At 53.8% G+C, this 16,693-nt stretch carries 18 protein-coding genes; 10 read left to right on the top strand and 8 right to left on the bottom strand.

The window, feature by feature from the left end; all coding sequences use genetic code 11:
- Nucleotides 1-659: 659 nt before the first annotated feature.
- Nucleotides 660-1,406: a KilA-N domain-containing protein gene (locus DFK18_RS11710; protein WP_218563952.1), complete on the top strand. Its 747-nt coding sequence runs from the start codon at nt 660-662 to the stop codon at nt 1,404-1,406.
- Between the two features lie 372 nt (nt 1,407-1,778).
- On the opposite strand, the gene groL is transcribed toward DFK18_RS11710, so the two are convergent.
- The 3 genes from groL to DFK18_RS11725 all read right to left on the bottom strand — a co-directional run bounded on the left by groL (nt 1,779) and on the right by DFK18_RS11725 (nt 4,376).
- Nucleotides 1,779-3,428: a chaperonin GroEL gene (gene groL, locus DFK18_RS11715; protein WP_114418454.1), complete on the bottom strand. Its 1,650-nt coding sequence runs from the start codon at nt 3,426-3,428 to the stop codon at nt 1,779-1,781.
- A gap of 73 nt (nt 3,429-3,501) precedes the next feature.
- Nucleotides 3,502-3,789 (bottom strand): co-chaperone GroES, encoded by a 288-nt coding sequence (locus tag DFK18_RS11720; protein WP_114418455.1) that lies wholly within the window; start codon nt 3,787-3,789, stop codon nt 3,502-3,504.
- Between the two features lie 107 nt (nt 3,790-3,896).
- The gene (locus DFK18_RS11725) at nt 3,897-4,376 is read right to left on the bottom strand and encodes an FxsA family protein (RefSeq protein ID WP_114418456.1); all 480 of its coding nucleotides are present in this window, start codon (nt 4,374-4,376) and stop codon (nt 3,897-3,899) included.
- A gap of 293 nt (nt 4,377-4,669) precedes the next feature.
- Here DFK18_RS11725 and DFK18_RS11730 point away from each other — a divergent pair, with 293 nt between their 5' ends.
- A complete protein-coding gene (locus DFK18_RS11730; RefSeq protein WP_114418457.1) occupies nt 4,670-5,431 on the top strand; it encodes an SDR family oxidoreductase in 762 nt (253 codons plus the stop codon).
- A 64-nt stretch (nt 5,432-5,495) separates the two neighbouring features.
- Here DFK18_RS11730 and DFK18_RS11735 read toward each other — a convergent pair whose 3' ends face one another.
- On the bottom strand, nt 5,496-5,807 hold the full coding sequence (locus DFK18_RS11735) for a ComEA family DNA-binding protein (RefSeq protein WP_114418458.1): 312 nt from the start codon (nt 5,805-5,807) through the stop codon (nt 5,496-5,498).
- A gap of 177 nt (nt 5,808-5,984) precedes the next feature.
- Between DFK18_RS11735 and pyrF the strand changes: the two genes are divergently transcribed.
- Entirely contained in the window at nt 5,985-6,683 is a 699-nt protein-coding gene (pyrF, locus tag DFK18_RS11740; RefSeq protein WP_114418459.1) for an orotidine-5'-phosphate decarboxylase, read from the top strand.
- Here pyrF and lapB read toward each other — a convergent pair.
- From lapB to ihfB, 3 genes are all read right to left on the bottom strand, one after another.
- On the bottom strand, nt 6,652-7,833 hold the full coding sequence (gene lapB / locus DFK18_RS11745; RefSeq protein ID WP_342769765.1) for a lipopolysaccharide assembly protein LapB: 1,182 nt from the start codon (nt 7,831-7,833) through the stop codon (nt 6,652-6,654). The genes pyrF and lapB overlap by 32 nt on opposite strands.
- 25 nt (nt 7,834-7,858) lie before the next feature.
- Entirely contained in the window at nt 7,859-8,164 is a 306-nt protein-coding gene (locus DFK18_RS11750; RefSeq protein WP_114418460.1) for a lipopolysaccharide assembly protein LapA domain-containing protein, read from the bottom strand.
- A gap of 62 nt (nt 8,165-8,226) precedes the next feature.
- On the bottom strand, nt 8,227-8,517 hold the full coding sequence (gene ihfB, locus DFK18_RS11755) for an integration host factor subunit beta (protein WP_114418461.1): 291 nt from the start codon (nt 8,515-8,517) through the stop codon (nt 8,227-8,229).
- A gap of 211 nt (nt 8,518-8,728) precedes the next feature.
- Between ihfB and DFK18_RS11760 the strand changes: the two genes are divergently transcribed.
- Both DFK18_RS11760 and DFK18_RS11765 read left to right on the top strand, forming a co-directional pair.
- Nucleotides 8,729-9,040, top strand: a complete 312-nt coding sequence (locus DFK18_RS11760; RefSeq protein WP_114418462.1) for an FAD assembly factor SdhE — start codon at nt 8,729-8,731, stop codon at nt 9,038-9,040.
- Nucleotides 9,000-9,401, top strand: coding sequence for a hypothetical protein (locus tag DFK18_RS11765; protein WP_162299773.1), 402 nt, complete (start codon nt 9,000-9,002; stop codon nt 9,399-9,401). Before DFK18_RS11760 ends, DFK18_RS11765 begins: the two co-directional genes overlap by 41 nt.
- 11 nt (nt 9,402-9,412) lie before the next feature.
- Here DFK18_RS11765 and nadB read toward each other — a convergent pair whose 3' ends face one another.
- A complete protein-coding gene (nadB, locus tag DFK18_RS11770; protein ID WP_114418464.1) occupies nt 9,413-11,008 on the bottom strand; it encodes an L-aspartate oxidase in 1,596 nt (531 codons plus the stop codon).
- 182 nt (nt 11,009-11,190) lie between these two features.
- Between nadB and rpoE the strand changes: the two genes are divergently transcribed.
- The 5 genes from rpoE to lepA all read left to right on the top strand — a co-directional run bounded on the left by rpoE (nt 11,191) and on the right by lepA (nt 16,678).
- Nucleotides 11,191-11,769: an RNA polymerase sigma factor RpoE gene (gene rpoE / locus DFK18_RS11775; protein ID WP_114418465.1), complete on the top strand. Its 579-nt coding sequence runs from the start codon at nt 11,191-11,193 to the stop codon at nt 11,767-11,769.
- Nucleotides 11,770-11,946: 177 nt separating this feature from the next.
- A complete protein-coding gene (locus DFK18_RS11780; protein ID WP_114418466.1) occupies nt 11,947-12,675 on the top strand; it encodes a sigma-E factor negative regulatory protein in 729 nt (242 codons plus the stop codon).
- Between the two features lie 14 nt (nt 12,676-12,689).
- Nucleotides 12,690-13,151: a SoxR reducing system RseC family protein gene (locus DFK18_RS11785; RefSeq protein WP_114418467.1), complete on the top strand. Its 462-nt coding sequence runs from the start codon at nt 12,690-12,692 to the stop codon at nt 13,149-13,151.
- Nucleotides 13,152-13,185: 34 nt separating this feature from the next.
- Nucleotides 13,186-14,613 carry a DegQ family serine endoprotease gene (locus tag DFK18_RS11790; RefSeq protein WP_114418468.1) on the top strand — a complete coding sequence of 476 codons (1,428 nt, stop codon included), beginning with the start codon at nt 13,186-13,188 and terminating at the stop codon, nt 14,611-14,613.
- Between the two features lie 223 nt (nt 14,614-14,836).
- Entirely contained in the window at nt 14,837-16,678 is a 1,842-nt protein-coding gene (gene lepA, locus DFK18_RS11795; protein ID WP_218563953.1) for a translation elongation factor 4, read from the top strand.
- Nucleotides 16,679-16,693 lie beyond the last annotated feature (15 nt).

Genomic DNA, 16,693 nt, shown 5'->3' on the forward strand with positions numbered 1-16,693 from the left:
CTCCTTCAAAACCCTTCCCCTTGAGAAAAATGATTCAGGGAAGGTACTGGTTCTGGTGGCCAAAGCCACCCTGGAGGTGGGTCAAAATTAATGGCCAGAAGCGGGTCAGTTTAGTTGGCCATTAACAGAAGGGTGAGGAGTTGACTTCAATAATGGTTGATTCGGTGCGCTAGTCGTTAACGTGCACACAACTTCTGTCGAATCCTTAATGTTATCTGCTGACCAAAAAATGCTTTGTATGCTTGCCTCTAGCCTTGTGGATGCGCTTCGGTTGTATCTACCTAGAGGCAGCCACATGGGGTATTACTCATTTCGTTGTTCGCTGGTTCTTTCCGTATTTTTTCTGGTGTTCATTTAGCATCGATATTCCGACATCGCCTTCATGCTATTTGGCGACTCTAGCCAGTACTTTACTCTACTCAAAAAGCCTACAAAGTTGTTTTTTTCGATCAGTTTCACCTGGCTGTAGGCCGCGTCGTTTCTAGTTTTCAGATTAGGGGGCAGTATTGGAGAAAAAAATTCCTGATAGTGACCAGGAGACTCTCCATTTGATCCATGAAATCTGATTGGAGTGATCCAGTGAGTATGAATGAAATCATTTATTTCACTGCAGCCAATCTACCAAGTAAAGCTAATTCGAAAATAAGGAGCTGATCATAATGAGCAATCTGATCGTAGCTGATGTTGCTGTTCGCCAAGATGACCAAGGGCGTTTTTGCCTTAATGATTTGCACAGAGCAGCTGGCGGTGAGCGTCGCCACGAACCAAACCGTTTTCTTCGCTTGGATACTTCTTCTCAATTGATAGAAGAGCTTTTTAATTCCCCAGATGTGGGTAATGAGATCCCGCTTGCATCCAAGGCTGGACGTTACGGTGGCACCTTTGTAGTCAAGGAGCTCGTCTACGCCTATGCCATGTGGATCTCTCCTGCCTTCCACCTGAAGGTGATCCGCGCCTATGATGAGTTGCAAACTCAGGGCGTTGCCTTCTCTGAGAGAACCGTCGAAAAAGTTGAGTCCGGTGAGCTGGAAGAAGATGAGGTTGTGATGAAAGCTCTGTCAATTTTGCAAAGTAAGGTGGAACGACTGGAACACGAACGCGATGGGATGGCTAAAACCATCGGCCAATCCTCGCAAAGTCTTACTCGTGTAGCCCGTCTGTTGCCCGGTGTGAACTCCACAAAGATCAAATCAGACCTGAAACGTCTGGGATACCTATGGCGCACTGCTGGCTTCAAAGGCACCTACCGTGTGTACACAGAGTACCGCGACATATATTTCACCGAGAAGCACACCGAAGATGGTCGTCAGGTAGACATCCACGTTACCCCCGAAGGTAAAGCCCTGCTGGGTCGTTTGTATGAAGAAGGCAAACTGACCATGAAGGTGAGCTACATGGCGGCTTAGTTAGAAAGGTGCAGAGCCCTTTGCTTATTGCGCGTTAAGGGCTAACCCAACAAACCTGCCTCTGATACTCATTTATGGATAACCGTAGCTAAGGAGAGTGCTTTAGCTGCGGTTTTTTCATATCGAGTTGAGAGAAGGGGTTGTTAAAAGAAGGTGAGCAATAAAAAAACCCTCGGTGGTGGGAGTAGGCTTCCTACATTTCCATCATCCGAGGGTTTCTTATGGCGGCAGGAAGACTGTTATTCGGGGATTTGAGTGGCCTTGCAGACCACTTCGAACCTTCCTACAATCTTCCTACATTCCTTCCTACATTGATGCCTACATCGGTTTGTAAGGCATTGATTTTAAAGGAAGGCGAAGCAGGTCGGCGGATTACATCATGCCGCCCATGCCTCCCATTCCACCCATGCCACCCATGTCGCCCATGCCACCGGCAGCACCCTTCTCTTCTGGGTGATCGGCAACCATGCACTCGGTGGTAATCATCAGGCCAGCTACGGAACCGGCAGACTGCAGCGCAGAACGGGTTACCTTGGCAGGGTCAAGTACACCCATTTCTACCAGGTCGCCGTACTCGCCAGTCTGGGCGTTGTAACCGTAGTTGCCGGTACCTTCCTTAACGTTAGCCACGATAACGGAGGCTTCAGCACCTGCGTTGGTAACGATTTGACGCAGAGGAGCTTCCATGGCACGCAGGGCCATAGTAATACCGTGGTTCTGGTCTTCGTTGTCACCCTTGACGCTCAGGGAGCTGAGGACACGAATCAGGGCAGTACCGCCACCGGCAACAACACCTTCTTCAACCGCAGCACGTGTGGAGTGAAGTGCGTCTTCTACGCGAGCCTTCTTCTCTTTCATTTCTACTTCGGTCGCAGCACCGACACGGATAACGGCAACACCGCCAGCCAGCTTGGCCAGACGCTCTTGCAGTTTTTCACGGTCGTAGTCGGAAGAGGTTTCTTCCATCTGCGCACGAATCTGCTTAACACGGGCTTCGATGTCTTCCTGGCTACCGGAACCATCGATGATGGTGGTGGATTCTTTGGTCAGAACCGCACGCTTGGCAGTACCCAGGTGATCGATAGTGGCGTTTTCCAGAGTCAGGCCAACTTCTTCGGAGATCACGGTGCCGTTGGTCAGGATAGCGATGTCCTGCATCATGGCTTTGCGACGATCACCAAAACCAGGTGCCTTGGCTGCTGCTACCTTGACGATACCGCGCATGGAGTTAACCACCAGGGTCGCCATGGCTTCGCCTTCGATATCTTCGGCGATGATCAGCAGAGGCTTGCTGCTCTTGGCAGTAGCTTCCAGGATCGGCAGAAGTTCACGGATGTTGGAAACCTTCTTGTCGATCAGCAGGATGTAGGGGTCTTCCAATTCGGCAGACATGTTGTCCTGGTTGGTGACAAAGTAAGGCGAGATGTAGCCGCGATCGAACTGCATGCCTTCAACCACTTCCAGTTCGTCTTCAAAACCACGGCCTTCATCGACAGTGATTACGCCTTCTTTACCTACCTTGTCCATGGCTTCAGCAATGATCTCACCAATGCGGCTGTCGCCGTTGGCGGAGATGGTGCCTACCTGGGCAATGGATTTGCCATCGGTGCAAGGCTTGGCCAGCTTGTGAATTTCTTCAACCGCTGCAGTTACGGCCTTGTCGATACCGCGCTTCAGGTCCATGGGGTTCATGCCGGCAGTGACGCCTTTGAAACCTTCGTTAACGATGGCCTGGGCCAGAACAGTTGCGGTGGTGGTGCCGTCACCAGCAACGTCGGAAGTCTTGGAAGCTACTTCCTTGACCATCTGGGCGCCCATGTTTTCGAACTTGTCTTCCAGTTCGATTTCTTTGGCAACTGATACACCGTCTTTAGTGACAGTGGGAGCGCCGAAGGATTTTTCCAGAACTACGTTGCGACCCTTGGGACCCAGGGTGGTTTTTACTGCATCGGCCAGAATATTGACACCAGCAATCATGCGTTTGCGAGCGTCATCACCGAAACGTACGTCTTTAGCTGCCATGTTCGTTTCCTGTTCTTTTATCTAACTAAAAATGTTTGTACCTAGAGGATGTTCGCTAGTGGGCAGGCGTGAATTAGCCTTCCAGAACACCAAAGATTTCGCTTTCGTTCAGAATCAGCAGTTCTTCACCGTCGATTTTTACAGTGCTGCCTGCATAGCTGCCGAAGATGACCTTGTCACCTGTCTTGACGGACAGGGGACGCACTTCGCCATCAGCATAACGACCTTCACCTACAGCAATCACTTCGCCTTGGGAGGGTTTTTCTTGTGCACTACCGGGTAGAACGATGCCACCGGGAGTGGTTGTTTCTTCTTCCATACGACGAACGACAACGCGATCGTGCAAAGGACGGATTTTCATTGCTGAATGTCTCCTGATAGTTCAACAGTTACGGGGATGGCCCCCTTGTGCGTTTACAGGGTCAAGCCTGTGTCCCGCTTAGCTAAATGGGGTCTGGGGAGAGGTTTTCAAGGGCGATTATCATCTTTTCTTTGATATTCACCTTCCAGTACCTCGCCTTTACGAAGCTGCTCCCTTCCGTCTTTAGCAGCGGACTTATCAGGCTCTTCCCGATAAGAAGTCTCTCGATACTGGAAAGTGGTGGTGCCACGTTTTTTTTTCAAGGGTTCGAGTAAAATTTTTCTGCTGAAAGGCAAGAGAAAGAGCACCCCGAAAAAGTCGGAGATAAAACCGGGGATAAATAGCAGTACGCCGGCTAGACCCACGGCCGCGGTTTCCAGCAGGATGCCCAGCGCATCCTTGCCTTCCTTGATCTGATTACGCAGGGACTCACCCAGTCGCCGCCATTCCAGTTGTACCAGCAGCAGGCCCAGGGCTGCAGTGGCAACAATAAGTAGCAGGGTGTTCATGGCTCCAGCCTGTTGACCGACTCGAATCATCAGCCAGATTTCAGCCAGGGGCCAAAGAAGTAGTAAAAGCAGCGGCATAGGTTGTTTACCTTGTAAAGCGTGAAGGTTGGCCTGGAGTCAGGCGGTCTAAAGAAACAATGGCGGTTAATCTGGGGGAGTTCAAGTCCGGCCAGTAGATTTTACTGAAAATGACTGGCAAGTCGCTTTTTTATTCCAAGTTTGCGCAAACCTATTTCGCAAGTGCGAGATGATGCGTTATATTGCTAAAGAGCAGGAGACAAAATCTGCATAAAAGCTGTCAGCCCGCCAGCCAAAAGAATACCTATATAAGAAGGGTTGGCACACTCTTTCAAGCAATTCGAGGTGAAAACATGCAAGTAAAAGACGCAGTCGTCGTTGTTACTGGTGGTGGTCAGGGTCTGGGCCGCGCTATGGCTGTTGAACTGGCTGCCCAGGGTGCCAAGCTGGCCTTGCTGGACCTGAATGAAGAAAAGCTTCAGGAAACAGTGGAAATGGTCAAGAAGGCTGGCAGTGAAGCGCATTACTACCTGGTCAATGTGGCTGAAGAAGAAGCAGTCGAATCCACTTTTGAACAAATCGTCAAGGACTTTGGTGGTTTGGATGTCCTGGTCAACAATGCTGGCATCACCCGTGACGGTCTGCTGGTTAAGGTCAAGGACGGTGAAGTCACCAAGAAGATGTCCCTGTCCAATTGGCAGCAGGTCATGGATGTCAACCTGACCGGTGTTTTCCTCTGTGGTCGCGAAGCTGCCGCTCAGATGATCAAGCTGGGTAAGCCGGGTGTGCTGATTAATATTTCATCTATTTCGCGTGCCGGTAACATGGGACAGACCAACTATGCTGCTGCCAAGGCCGGTGTTGTGGCTATGACGGTGACCTGGTCCAAGGAACTGTCCCGTTACGGCATCCGTACCGGTGCGGTAGCCCCCGGCTTTATTGCTACCGATATGGTGGCGGCCATGCCTGAAGACGTGCTCAACAAGATCACAGCGGGTGTTCCTCTCAAGCGTTTGGGCCAACCCGAAGAGATCGCTCATTCCGTTCGCTATATCATCGAGAATGACTACTTCTCGGGTAGCGTCGTGGAATGTAATGGTGCCCTGCGCATCTAGATACTGTCGCTTTGGCAGCAAGAAGCCCGCTTGTTCGCAAGCGGGCTTTTTTTATGGTCGGGGATTAGAAACTGACCAGGGGTTGGAGTTTTTCAGCGGTGGCCGGGCCGATGCCTCGCACTTCCTGAAGGTCTTGCAGATTGTTGAAAGTGCCTTGGGAAGAGCGGTAGTCGACAATGGCACTGGCTTTGGCCGGACCGATACCCGGCAGACTGGTGAGTTGCTCCTGGTTGGCCTGGTTGATATTCAGGCGCTGACTGGCTTGTTCGGCAACCTGGGCATCGGTATCAGTGGCTGCCAGCGAGACCTGGGCACAGCCAAAGCTGAGCAGCAAGGCCAGCAAAAAAGCCAAGCGTGAGGGGAGTTTTCCGTGCATCCTTAAATCCTCCTTTCATCATGGTGGGAACCAGCGTGGCTGGTTACTGGAAACTAGTGCACTGGCTCTGCGACCTGGGCAGTAAAGAAAGAAATCGCAGGGTTTTATTGATGTCACGCAAAAGAGCAGGAGTTGTTATAATTTCGGCTGCAAAAATTCACATCTGCGGAGAAGCTAGTGACCCCGATTATTGTTGCCCTGGATTACCCCTCTCAGGATCTGGCATTGGCCATGGCCGACCAGTTGGACCCCAAGCTTTGCCGGGTCAAGGTGGGCAAGGAATTATTTACCCGCTGTGGGCCCGCTATTCTGGAAGCTCTGCATCAGCGGGGTTTTGAGGTTTTTCTGGATCTCAAGTTTCACGATATTCCCAACACCTGTGCGCAGGCTGTTCGTGCTGCAGCCGAACAGGGCGTGTGGATGGTGAATGTTCATGCCAGTGGTGGTCTGAAGATGATGCAGGCAGCACGTCAGGTGCTGGAAGATAATCATTTGGATACACGTTTGATTGCCGTGACGGTTCTGACCAGCATGTCATCAGATGATCTGGCGGGTATCGGGGTGAGTCGCAGTCTGGAAGATCAGGTCGAGCACCTGGCCAGCCTTGCTCAGCAAGCGGGGATGGATGGCGTTGTCTGCTCGGCCCGTGAAGCGACCCGTCTGACGCAGCGGCTGGGATCCGATTTTCTCAAGGTGACGCCCGGTATTCGCTTGCCGGACAGTGCCAGCGATGATCAGGAAAGAATCATGACGCCCCAGGCAGCCATGGCGGCCGGAAGTACCCATCTGGTTATCGGGCGCCCCATTACACGAGCTGCAAAACCCGGTGAAGCCCTGATGGAAATTACTCGCCTTCTAGACCCACAATCGGTTTGATACTGCCCCATTCGCGACACTTGGGACACTGCCAGTAGAGCTGGACACTCTGAAAGCCGCAGCTGGTGCATTGATGCTCCGGCTTGTGCTCCAGCAACTGGCGGGTCAGGTTACGCAGGGTAATCAGGTGAGCCCGCTCTCCGCCAGACGCTTGGTCCAGATAGAGGTCGATCAGGTAATCCACGCCCTTGAGCGATACCTGATGGCGCATGTAATGACTGACTTTTTCCAGGGCTTCCTGATGGTGTCCAAGGCTGCGCAGGGTTTCAGCCAGATGCAAAAGGATGGAGGTGTACTTGTGCTCCTGCAGGAGTTTTTCCAGAGTGCTGGCCAGCTCCCTGGGCTGATCCAGCAGCAGGTAAGCATCCACCAGTGTTTGTAGCATGGCGGGCACATAGCTGGAATCCTGGCCGGGTAGCCGCAGTAGCAGGCGTATGGCCGACTTGGCACTACCGCTTTGCAGTTCCAGCTGGGCCATTAGCAGCGTTGCCCGGATGCAGGCAGCGTCCAGGGCCTGGGCCTGTTTGAGTTGTTTTCTGGCTGCAGCAAAACTGTTTTTGGCCAGGAGTTCCGTCGCCAGTTCGCAGGCATAGTGAGCCGCAGCCTTCTGCAGGCGGGGATTTTCCTTGAGCAGGCTGGAAGAAAGGGTATGCATGGCTTTTTGCCATTCTTTCTCGCGCTCGTAAAGATCGACCAGCAATACCTGACTGGTTCGCCCCACTTCCGAGTTGTTGTTCACCAGCTCCTTGAGCAGGCGCTCAGCTCGGTCCAGCAGTCCTGCTGCCATGAAATCCTTGCCCAGCTCCAGTTGGACTCTTTCCGACTGTTCGCGGTTGAGGCTGGGTCGGGCAAAGAGGTTCTGATGAACCCTAACCGCCCGGTCGGATTCACCCCGTGAGCGAAACAGGTTGCCCAGAGCAATATGGGTTTCGATGGTGTCGGAATTGACTTCCAGAGCGCGAACAAAGGTGTCGATGGCTTCATCCGGCTGTTCATTGAGCAGGTAATTGAGGCCGACAAAATAATCTTTGCTCAAGTCCGGCAGGGTGCCGGGCGGGGGTTGGCGGCGCGATTTGTCACGGCGTCCCAGCCACCAGCCGGTTGCCAGGGCCAGAAGGAGCAGGAAAAGTAGGAGAAAATCCGTCAGCATCTTGGCAAGCCGCTAGTCACAAGAATCACTCGGGCGATTTGAGGTTGAGCGTGCGCAGTTGGTGGAGTTCTTTTTTCTGATTATTAAGCTGCCGCTCCAGTTGCAGATTCTTTGCCTTGCAGGCTGTCAACCAGGGGAGCAACAAAAACAGGCCCAGCAGGGCACCGCAAATCAGGCTGAGAACCAGCCACAGGGCCAGACTGTTTTCCGGCAATTGGATAAAAAGAAGATCCAGAGGCACCTGGGCCTGATTGCGCAGAGTGAACCAGATACCCAGCAGAAGCAGTGCCAGGACTACCAGAGCGGTAAAAATGGATTTGATCAATCGCATACTAAACCTCAAGGTGCTGCTAACACCCGATAAAAGAGCTGAGGTCCGAATCAGGTCTGGTGTCAGAACTGGGCGGCAGCATTAACCTGGTCGCGCAATTCCTTACCAGGTTTAAAGTGGGGAACATACTTGCCATCCAGCTGGACGCTGTCACCTGTTTTCGGGTTGCGACCCTGACGAGGCTCACGATAGTGCAGAGAAAAGCTGCCGAAACCGCGAACTTCCACTCGACCGCCGGTGGCCAGGGTGTCGGTAATCTGATCCAGCAGCAATTTAACGGCTGTTTCCACTTGCTTGATGCTCAGCTCCGGTTTTCGGATGGCTAGCTGTTCGATAAGTTCAGACTTGGTCATGCCCTTCACTCCATACTGAAAGGGTAGTCGTACTTGGCCGATACAAATTGTTAACTCTGCAAGCATAGTGGTCTTTTATCTAATAAACAATAATTGGCATGTAAACAGATGCTTAGCTATTAGTGGCATGGCAGTTAAATGACAGCTTGGTTTCACCTGCGTTTGGCCTTAGACTTCTAGCTTTTAATTCTCAAGTCAGCTAGAGACCAAAATGACGACTCAAGCCTCCTCAACACCTTCTTCAGAAGACGCCAGCGCAGAGCGTAAACGCCTTTACTGGCACAGCCGTCGCGGTATGTGGGAATTGGATCTGCTTTTGATTCCTTTTCTGGATGCCTGCTATGACCAGCTGGATGCGGGCCTGCAAAGTGATTACCGCCGTTTGATCACCCTGGAAGATCAGGATTTGTTTACCTGGTTGATGCGGCGTGAAAAAGCTCAGGATCCCAGCCTGCAGCCAATCGTTGATCGGATTATCGAGCATGCCGAAAACGGCGATCGGAGTCAGTTTAAGGGTCTCTAACTGGGGCCGATTAACGACTCTGGCTCTGGTGGGGCTGGGGTTGTTTGCCCTGGTCAGTCATCCTGACGCTTGGCTAGCGATCGCCGGTTTGCCGCTGATCTTGGTAGCAGCCTGGCGCTGGTATCTGGATTTCGGTCCGGCTGCACCCGCTTATCTGTTGTTTGAAGACAGTGAATGTCGGGTCTTGGATCGCAGCGGGCGAGAACTGGCCCGCCAGCCCCGTGTGCTCTGGTGGAGCTATCTCTGGCTGGCTTTGGAGTTGCCGGGGCGTCCGCCTGGTTTTAAAGCCTGGTTAATTTGGCCCGATATGGTGAGTGCCGAGGAGCGCAGGCAGCTACGCCGCCTGCTGAAAAGATCCTGAGGTTGCTTCTCCTACCAGCGGGGCGGCGTGAGCAGGGTGTCCCTGGCTTCGGGGGCCATCTTGGGATAGTCCAGAGTGAAATGCAGGCCTCGGCTTTCCTTGCGCAGTTGCGCAGACTGGATAATCAGCTCGGCAACCGTAGCCAGGTTGCGTAGCTCCAGCAGATCACCACTGATACGGTAGTTGGAATAGTAGTCATGGATCTCTGTCTGCAGGAGGCGAATCCGGTGACTGGCTCTTTCCAGACGTTTGTCCGTCCTGACGATCCCCACATAATCCCACATGAAACGGCGTATTTCGTCCCAGTTGTGGCTGATCACCACGTCTTCATCCGAGTCCGTTACCTGGCTTTCATCCCAGGCCGGGGGTTCGGGTAGCGACTCCTGGGTGAGTGAGCGGTTGAGCAGATCCTCGGCAGCCAGGCGTCCATAGACGACACATTCAAGCAGCGAGTTGCTGGCCATACGATTGGCCCCATGCAGGCCGGTAAAAGCACACTCACCGATGGCATAGAGGCCGGGAATATCCGTCTCGCCGCGATGATTGGTCACGATCCCCCCGCAGGTGTAGTGAGCCGCAGGCACAACAGGCAGGGGGTCACGGGTGATGTCGATGCCAAATTCCAGGCAGCGCTTGTAGATGGTAGGGAAGTGCGACTGGATAAAATCAGCCGGTTTGTGGCTGATGTCCAGGTAAACATGATCCAGCCCCAGGCGTTTCATCTCATGGTCAATGGCACGGGCAACAATGTCCCTGGGCGCCAGTTCGGCTCTTTCATCAAATTGCTGCATAAAGGGCTGGCCATTGGGTAGCAGCAAGCGGGCACCTTCTCCCCGCAGGGCCTCACTGATCAGAAAGCTTTTGGCCTGAGGGTGGTAGAGGCAGGTGGGATGAAACTGGTTGAATTCCATGTTGGCCACCCGGCAGCCAGCTCGCCAGGCCATGGCAATACCATCGCCGGAGCTGCCATCAGGGTTGGAGGTATAGAGGTAGACCTTGCTGGCGCCACCGGTGGCCAGAATTACCGCAGGTGCCGTGAAGGGCTGGACCTGCCCGGATTGGCTGTCCAGCGCATAAACCCCTACACAGGCCTGGCCGGCCAGGCCCAGTTTATGGCGAGTGATGAGATCGATGGCCAGATACTGATCAAAGACCTCGATCTGTTCATGAGCTGCCACTCGGGCAGCCAGAGTATCAATAATGGCTTGGCCGGTAGCATCTTCTGCATGCAGAATGCGGCGGTTGCGATGGCCGCCTTCGCGCGTGAGGTGGTAGGTGTCCTTGGACCCGCTGTCCTGGGTAAAGGGAACACCCTGATGGATCAGCCAGTCGATGGCATCGCGGCTTTCGCCGACCACCTGTTCAACGGTATCCCTGTGACAAAGACCCGCACCGGCAATCAGGGTGTCTTCGACATGGGCTTCCTGGGTATCTTCAGGATCATAAACGGCGGCGATGCCGCCTTGGGCCCAGCGGCTCGAGCCTTGGCCGAGATTGCTTTTACTTAGCAGGGCGACCCGGTAGTGGTCAGCCAGGTGCAGGGCGGCCGTCATACCGGCAGCACCACTGCCCAGGACCAGGACATCAAATTTTCGAGTAGGCAGCATTTTCGGCTCCAGAGGGATAAACCCTGTTATTATACAGCAGCTTCCTGGCTTCTTGAGCAGGGCGGATCATGCTAAGGTATAAGCATTTTTATTCAGCTGACAAGCCCTGACGATGGGCAGATCAACATCGAGCCGGACAGCACAGGGAGAGGCTGGCCGGTCAATATTTTTTGGAGTGCCTGATGACAAGCGCAAGGGAAACGGATCAGCGTCTGGTTGAACGTGTCCAGAAAGGCGATAAACGTGCCTTCGACCTGCTGGTTAAAAAATACCAGCACAAGATCATTGCCCTGGTGGGACGCTATATTCAGGATCAGCACGAAATGCAGGATGTGGCTCAGGAAGCTTTTATCAAGGCCTACCGGGCATTGGGTAATTTTCGTGCTGAAAGTGCTTTCTATACCTGGATGTACCGTATTGCCATCAATACCGCCAAAAACCATCTGGTCGCCCGCAGTCGCCGGCCACCGGGGACGGATGTGGATATCGGTGATGCTGAAATCTATTCACCTTCACCGCAGATGAAAGAGGCAGATACCCCGGAAGCCAACCTGATGAGGGATCAACTGGAAGAACGTATTTTTGCTGCGATTAAGGCGCTTCCGGATGATTTGAAAACAGCGATCAGCCTGCGTGAATTCGATGGCATGAGCTATGAGGAAATAGCCGAAGTCATGCAATGCCCGGTGGGCACGGTTCGCTCGCGTATCTTTCGGGCGCGAGAGGCGATCGACAAGGTGATAGAGGATTCCGGGCGCTGATTTTCTTGTACCGGAATCGAGTTGAAAATATGCAAAAGCTGTACTTTTTGCGCCGCAAATAAAAGCAGTAAAAAAATGTGGTTTTTTTTGCTTATTTTGGAAAACCAAACGCAACCCCTGCTGTCTAGAAGACAGGTTCCACAAACTGCTTTTCAGTGAATTAAGAGGTAAGTTGGCATGACAGAAAAACTGCACCAGTCCCTATCTTCGATAATGGATGCTGCTGGTGATGATTTGGAATTGCCGCGTCTGCTCAATGCCATGCAGGCGTCACCCGAGCTGGAAGAGCAGCTGGGGGAAAAGTGGCGACGCTATCATCTCGCCCAGGGGATTATGCAGGGGGACTTGAGAGGTATGACTCAACCCCAGTTTGCTCAGGTGGATATTTCTGCACGCGTGATGCAGGAACTGGAAGCCGAAGCAAGCGAAGACACTCCTGCAGAATCTCTTGCGGCCGGCCCCCAGCTGACTTTGGCCAAGACGGATCCTGCAACTGCAGCCGCCAGCTCTGATGAAGACAGCAAGCGCACCAGTGAAAAAATGCAGTGGTTCCGTGGTGGGGCTTTAGCAGCTTCCGTCGCACTACTGGTAGTTACTGGTGTCCAGGTGTTTAACGCCAGCAAGGAGGTTGTGCAGCCGGGAGGTGCGCCGGCCATGGCCACTCAGCCAGCGGCGCATCCAGCTCAGGAGCTGCAGACGGTTCGTCAGGAGTTGGCACCTGCACAGCCCGCACCCTGGATACAGGTTTCAGTGTCTCCCTTTGAACCCCAGGCCTTTACCGGTCGCTCTCTGGTGGGCTATTCCCAGGGTCAGGAGCCCTTGCAGTCCTCTTCGGATGTGACCCGGGAAGCCTTTTCCCCGGTCAAACCGGAAGGTGATCTTCAGCAAGCGGCCAGTGCACGCTAAGCGGGCGAGTCATCATGAGTCGTATCACTCAGGAAGCGGAAGTCATCGCCTGCCAGCCGGGTCTTGCCTGGGTTAGACCCTGTGCTCGTGAAGGCTGTTCCAGTTGTAGTCTCTCAGGTGCCTGTGGCCAGGGTTTGATCAGTCGTTGGCTGCTTAAACGCCAGCCCTTGTTGCAAGTGAGTACTTGTGAACAGCTGGTAGTGGGTGATCGGGTGCAAGTGGGTGTCTCCACGGCAACCCTCAATCGCGCGGCCTGGTTGCAGTTTGCATTACCTCTGCTGACGCTGCTGGTGGCTGCAATTCTGGCTGAATACTTGGCTTTTTCCGCAAGCTGGCAGCAACTCATCTTTGCCGCCCTGGGTTTGCTGGGCGGGCTGGCTGTAGCACGTTTTTTAGCTGGTAATTCCCGACCTGAATTCGTTCGAAAATTGACATCCCGGGAAGTCTCTTTGCAAGGCAGTGAAGACCCGTCTTGAATCAAGGCTTCCCAACCGGAACTGGAGCTTGTAGATGTTTACAAAAAAATTATTCCTGCCAGGCCTGTTACTGGTTCTGGTTTCTCTTTGGTGTTCGACCCAGGCGCTGGCAGCGCGTGGCCTGCCGGATTTTACTGAACTGGTCACGGAAGCTTCCCCGTCAGTCGTCAATATCAGTACCACCCAGACAGTTCAGCCTGCCAGTCGGATTCCGGGGCTGCCCCACGGACAACAGGTGCCGGAAATTTTTCGGCATTTCTTTGAAGAGTTTCAGGGTCAGCTGCCCCAGCAGCGCAAACCCCAGCAAGAGCAGCGCCAATCCCTGGGTTCGGGCTTTATCATTTCCGAAGATGGTTACATCCTCACCAACAATCATGTGGTGGAAAATTCCGACGAGATCATTGTACGCCTGAGTGACCGCCGCGAGCTGGTGGCTGAAGTGATCGGCAGTGATCCTTCCAGTGATCTGGCTCTGCTCAAAGTTGAGGCAGAGGGTTTGCCCGTGGCTCGTCTGGGCGATTCTGATGATCTTCAGGTGGGTGAGTGGGTACTGGCTATCGGTTCGCCATTTGGCTTCGATCATTCGGTTACAGCCGGTATTGTCAGTGCCAAGGGGCGAGCGCTACCCAATGAAACCTATGTGCCCTTTATCCAGACCGACGTGGCCATCAATCCGGGCAATTCCGGTGGTCCTCTGTTCAATCTGGAAGGAGAGGTCGTTGGTATTAATTCCCAGATTTATACCCGCTCGGGTGGTTTTATGGGACTCTCCTTTGCCATCCCCATGCAGGTTGCCATGGATGTAGCGGATCAGCTGCGCGAAAATGGCCGGGTTAGCCGCGGCTGGTTGGGCGTTGTGATTCAGGAAGTCAATCGTGATCTGGCCGAATCCTTCGGACTGGATCGACCCCAGGGGGCCTTGATCGCCAATGTTGATCCCGAAGGGCCAGCGGCCGAAGGGGGCCTGCGTACCGGCGATATCATTCTGCGTGTGGATGCTGTGGATATCGAAACCTCCTCCGATCTGCCGCCTGCTGTTGGTCAGATCCAACCCGGTAGCAGTGGCCGCTTTGTGGTGCTGCGTGAAGGTGAGCGAGTGGTTCTGAATATTTCTGTCGGTGAGCGTCCCGATAACCCTCAATTGGGTGGTCGTCAGGGAGGAAAGCAGGAACCGGCCATGGCGGATCGTCTGGGTCTGCAGGTGGCGCCGCTGGATGCAGAATTGCGTCAACGCTGGTCCGTCCCCAATGGTGTTCTGGTGGAAGCGGTTACACCCCAGGGGGCAGCAGCCCAGGCGGGCATCCGCGAGGGTGATGTAATCGTTTCTCTGGCTGGCCAGGCCATTACCTCACCCGGTGAACTGGCTGCCTTGGTTGACGACCTGCCAGCCAATAAATCCCTGGCCGTGCGCCTGGTGCGTCAGGGGTCGCCCTTGTTTGTTGCCTTGCGCATCGTGGAATAGCCATCCCGAACCGCCCAAGTTTCCCTTGGGCGGCGAATCAGGTAGACTTTCCCCGTTTTCAGAATGAGTGTTCAGGGTGTCAGGCTTGTTTTCAGGCTGCTGGCACCCTCCTTGTTTATCGACCCTAGAAGCCCTGGATTGACGTAGTGAGCGCCGGCTGGGTGCAGTTTCATTGCTGATGAGCTGCTTTCCTGTCCGGATCCTGGTGAGGGACACCAGTGCCATGCCGAATCAGGGGTTTCATAATTATCCAGTGCAGGTGAACGTGAGTCGTCTCCAACATATTCGTAACTTTTCCATCATTGCCCATATTGACCATGGCAAATCAACCCTGGCTGACCGCTTTATCCAGTTTTGTGAAGGCCTGACCGATCGTGAAATGAAGGAGCAGGTTCTCGATTCCATGGACCTGGAGCGTGAACGGGGTATTACCATCAAGGCCCAGAGCGTCACTCTGGACTACAAGTCCAAATCCGGTGAGGTTTACCAGCTTAATTTTATCGATACACCGGGCCACGTGGACTTCTCTTATGAGGTTTCCCGCTCCTTGGAGGCCTGTGAAGGGGCCTTGCTGGTCGTGGATGCCGGTCAGGGTGTTGAAGCCCAGTCCGTCGCCAACTGTTATACCGCCATCGAACAGGGCCTGGAAGTGGTCCCCGTTCTTAACAAAATGGATTTGCCCCAGGCTGATCCGGATCGGGTGGCTCAGGAGATCGAGGAAGTCATCGGAATCGAGGCCACCGATGCGGTGCGCTGTTCGGCCAAAAGCGGCCTGGGTATCGAAGACGTGCTGGAGCGCTTGGTAGCCCAGATTCCACCTCCTGAGGGTGATCCTGATGGTGAGCTGCAGGTATTGATTGCCGATTCCTGGTTTGATAACTACCTGGGCGTGGTTTCCCTGATCCGGGTGAAAAACGGCACTCTGAAAAAGGGTGACAAGATTCTGATCAAATCCACCGGCAAGCAGTGGGATGCCAACAGTGTCGGGATCTTTACCCCTAAACGGGTCGAGAAGACCGAGCTGAAGGCCGGTGAAGTCGGCTTTCTGGTTTCCGGCATCAAGGAGATTCACGGTGCGCCCGTGGGGGATACCATCACTCATGCCAAAACCCCCCAGGTTCCCAGTCTGCCCGGTTTCAAAAAGGTAAAACCCCAGGTTTATGCTGGTCTCTTTCCTGTTTCCGCCGATGATTTCGAAGACTTCCGCGAGGCTCTGGAAAAACTCTCCCTGAATGATGCCTCCCTCTTCTTCGAGCCGGATAGTTCCGATGCCCTGGGCTTTGGTTTTCGTTGCGGCTTCCTGGGCATGCTGCACATGGAGATCGTCCAGGAGCGCCTGGAAAGGGAATACAACCTGGATCTGCTCACCACAGCGCCCACGGTGGTCTACGAAATCCTGCTTAAAAGCGGCGAAATTGTGTATGTGGATAACCCGACACGCCTGCCTGACCCGGCCACCATTCAGGAAATGCGCGAACCCATCGCCCGCTGTACCATTCTGACCCCTCAGGATATGGTCGGGCCGGTTATTACCCTGTGTACGGAAAAACGCGGTATGCAGAAAGACATGGTCTACCTGGGCAACCAGGTGCAACTGACCTACGACATACCCATGGCCGAGGTGGTGCTGGACTTCTTTGATCGCTTGAAATCGGCATCGCGGGGCTTTGCTTCCCTGGAATACTCCTTTGATCGTTTCGAGGCAGCCAAGCTGGCGCGTCTGGATGTACTCATCAACGGTGATAAAGTGGATGCGCTGGCGCTGATCGTGCACCGGGATCTGGCCCATGGCAAGGGGCGTTCACTGGTCGAGAAGATGAAGGAATTGATTCCGCGTCAGATGTTTGATGTGGCGATTCAGGCTGCCCTGGGCGGACAGATCGTGGCTCGTTCCACCGTCAAGGCCATGCGCAAGAACGTACTGGCCAAGTGCTATGGTGGTGACGCCAGCCGTAAAAAGAAACTCTTGGAAAAACAAAAAGCCGGTAAAAAGCGCATGAAACAGGTCGGTCGTGTGGAAATTCCACAGGATGCCTTCCTCGCGGTTTTGCAGGTTGATAGCTAGGAAGGAAAATAAATG

It is taken from the genome of Marinospirillum perlucidum, from assembly GCF_003336805.1.
GTDB classification, from domain to species: domain Bacteria; phylum Pseudomonadota; class Gammaproteobacteria; order Pseudomonadales; family Halomonadaceae; genus Marinospirillum; species Marinospirillum perlucidum.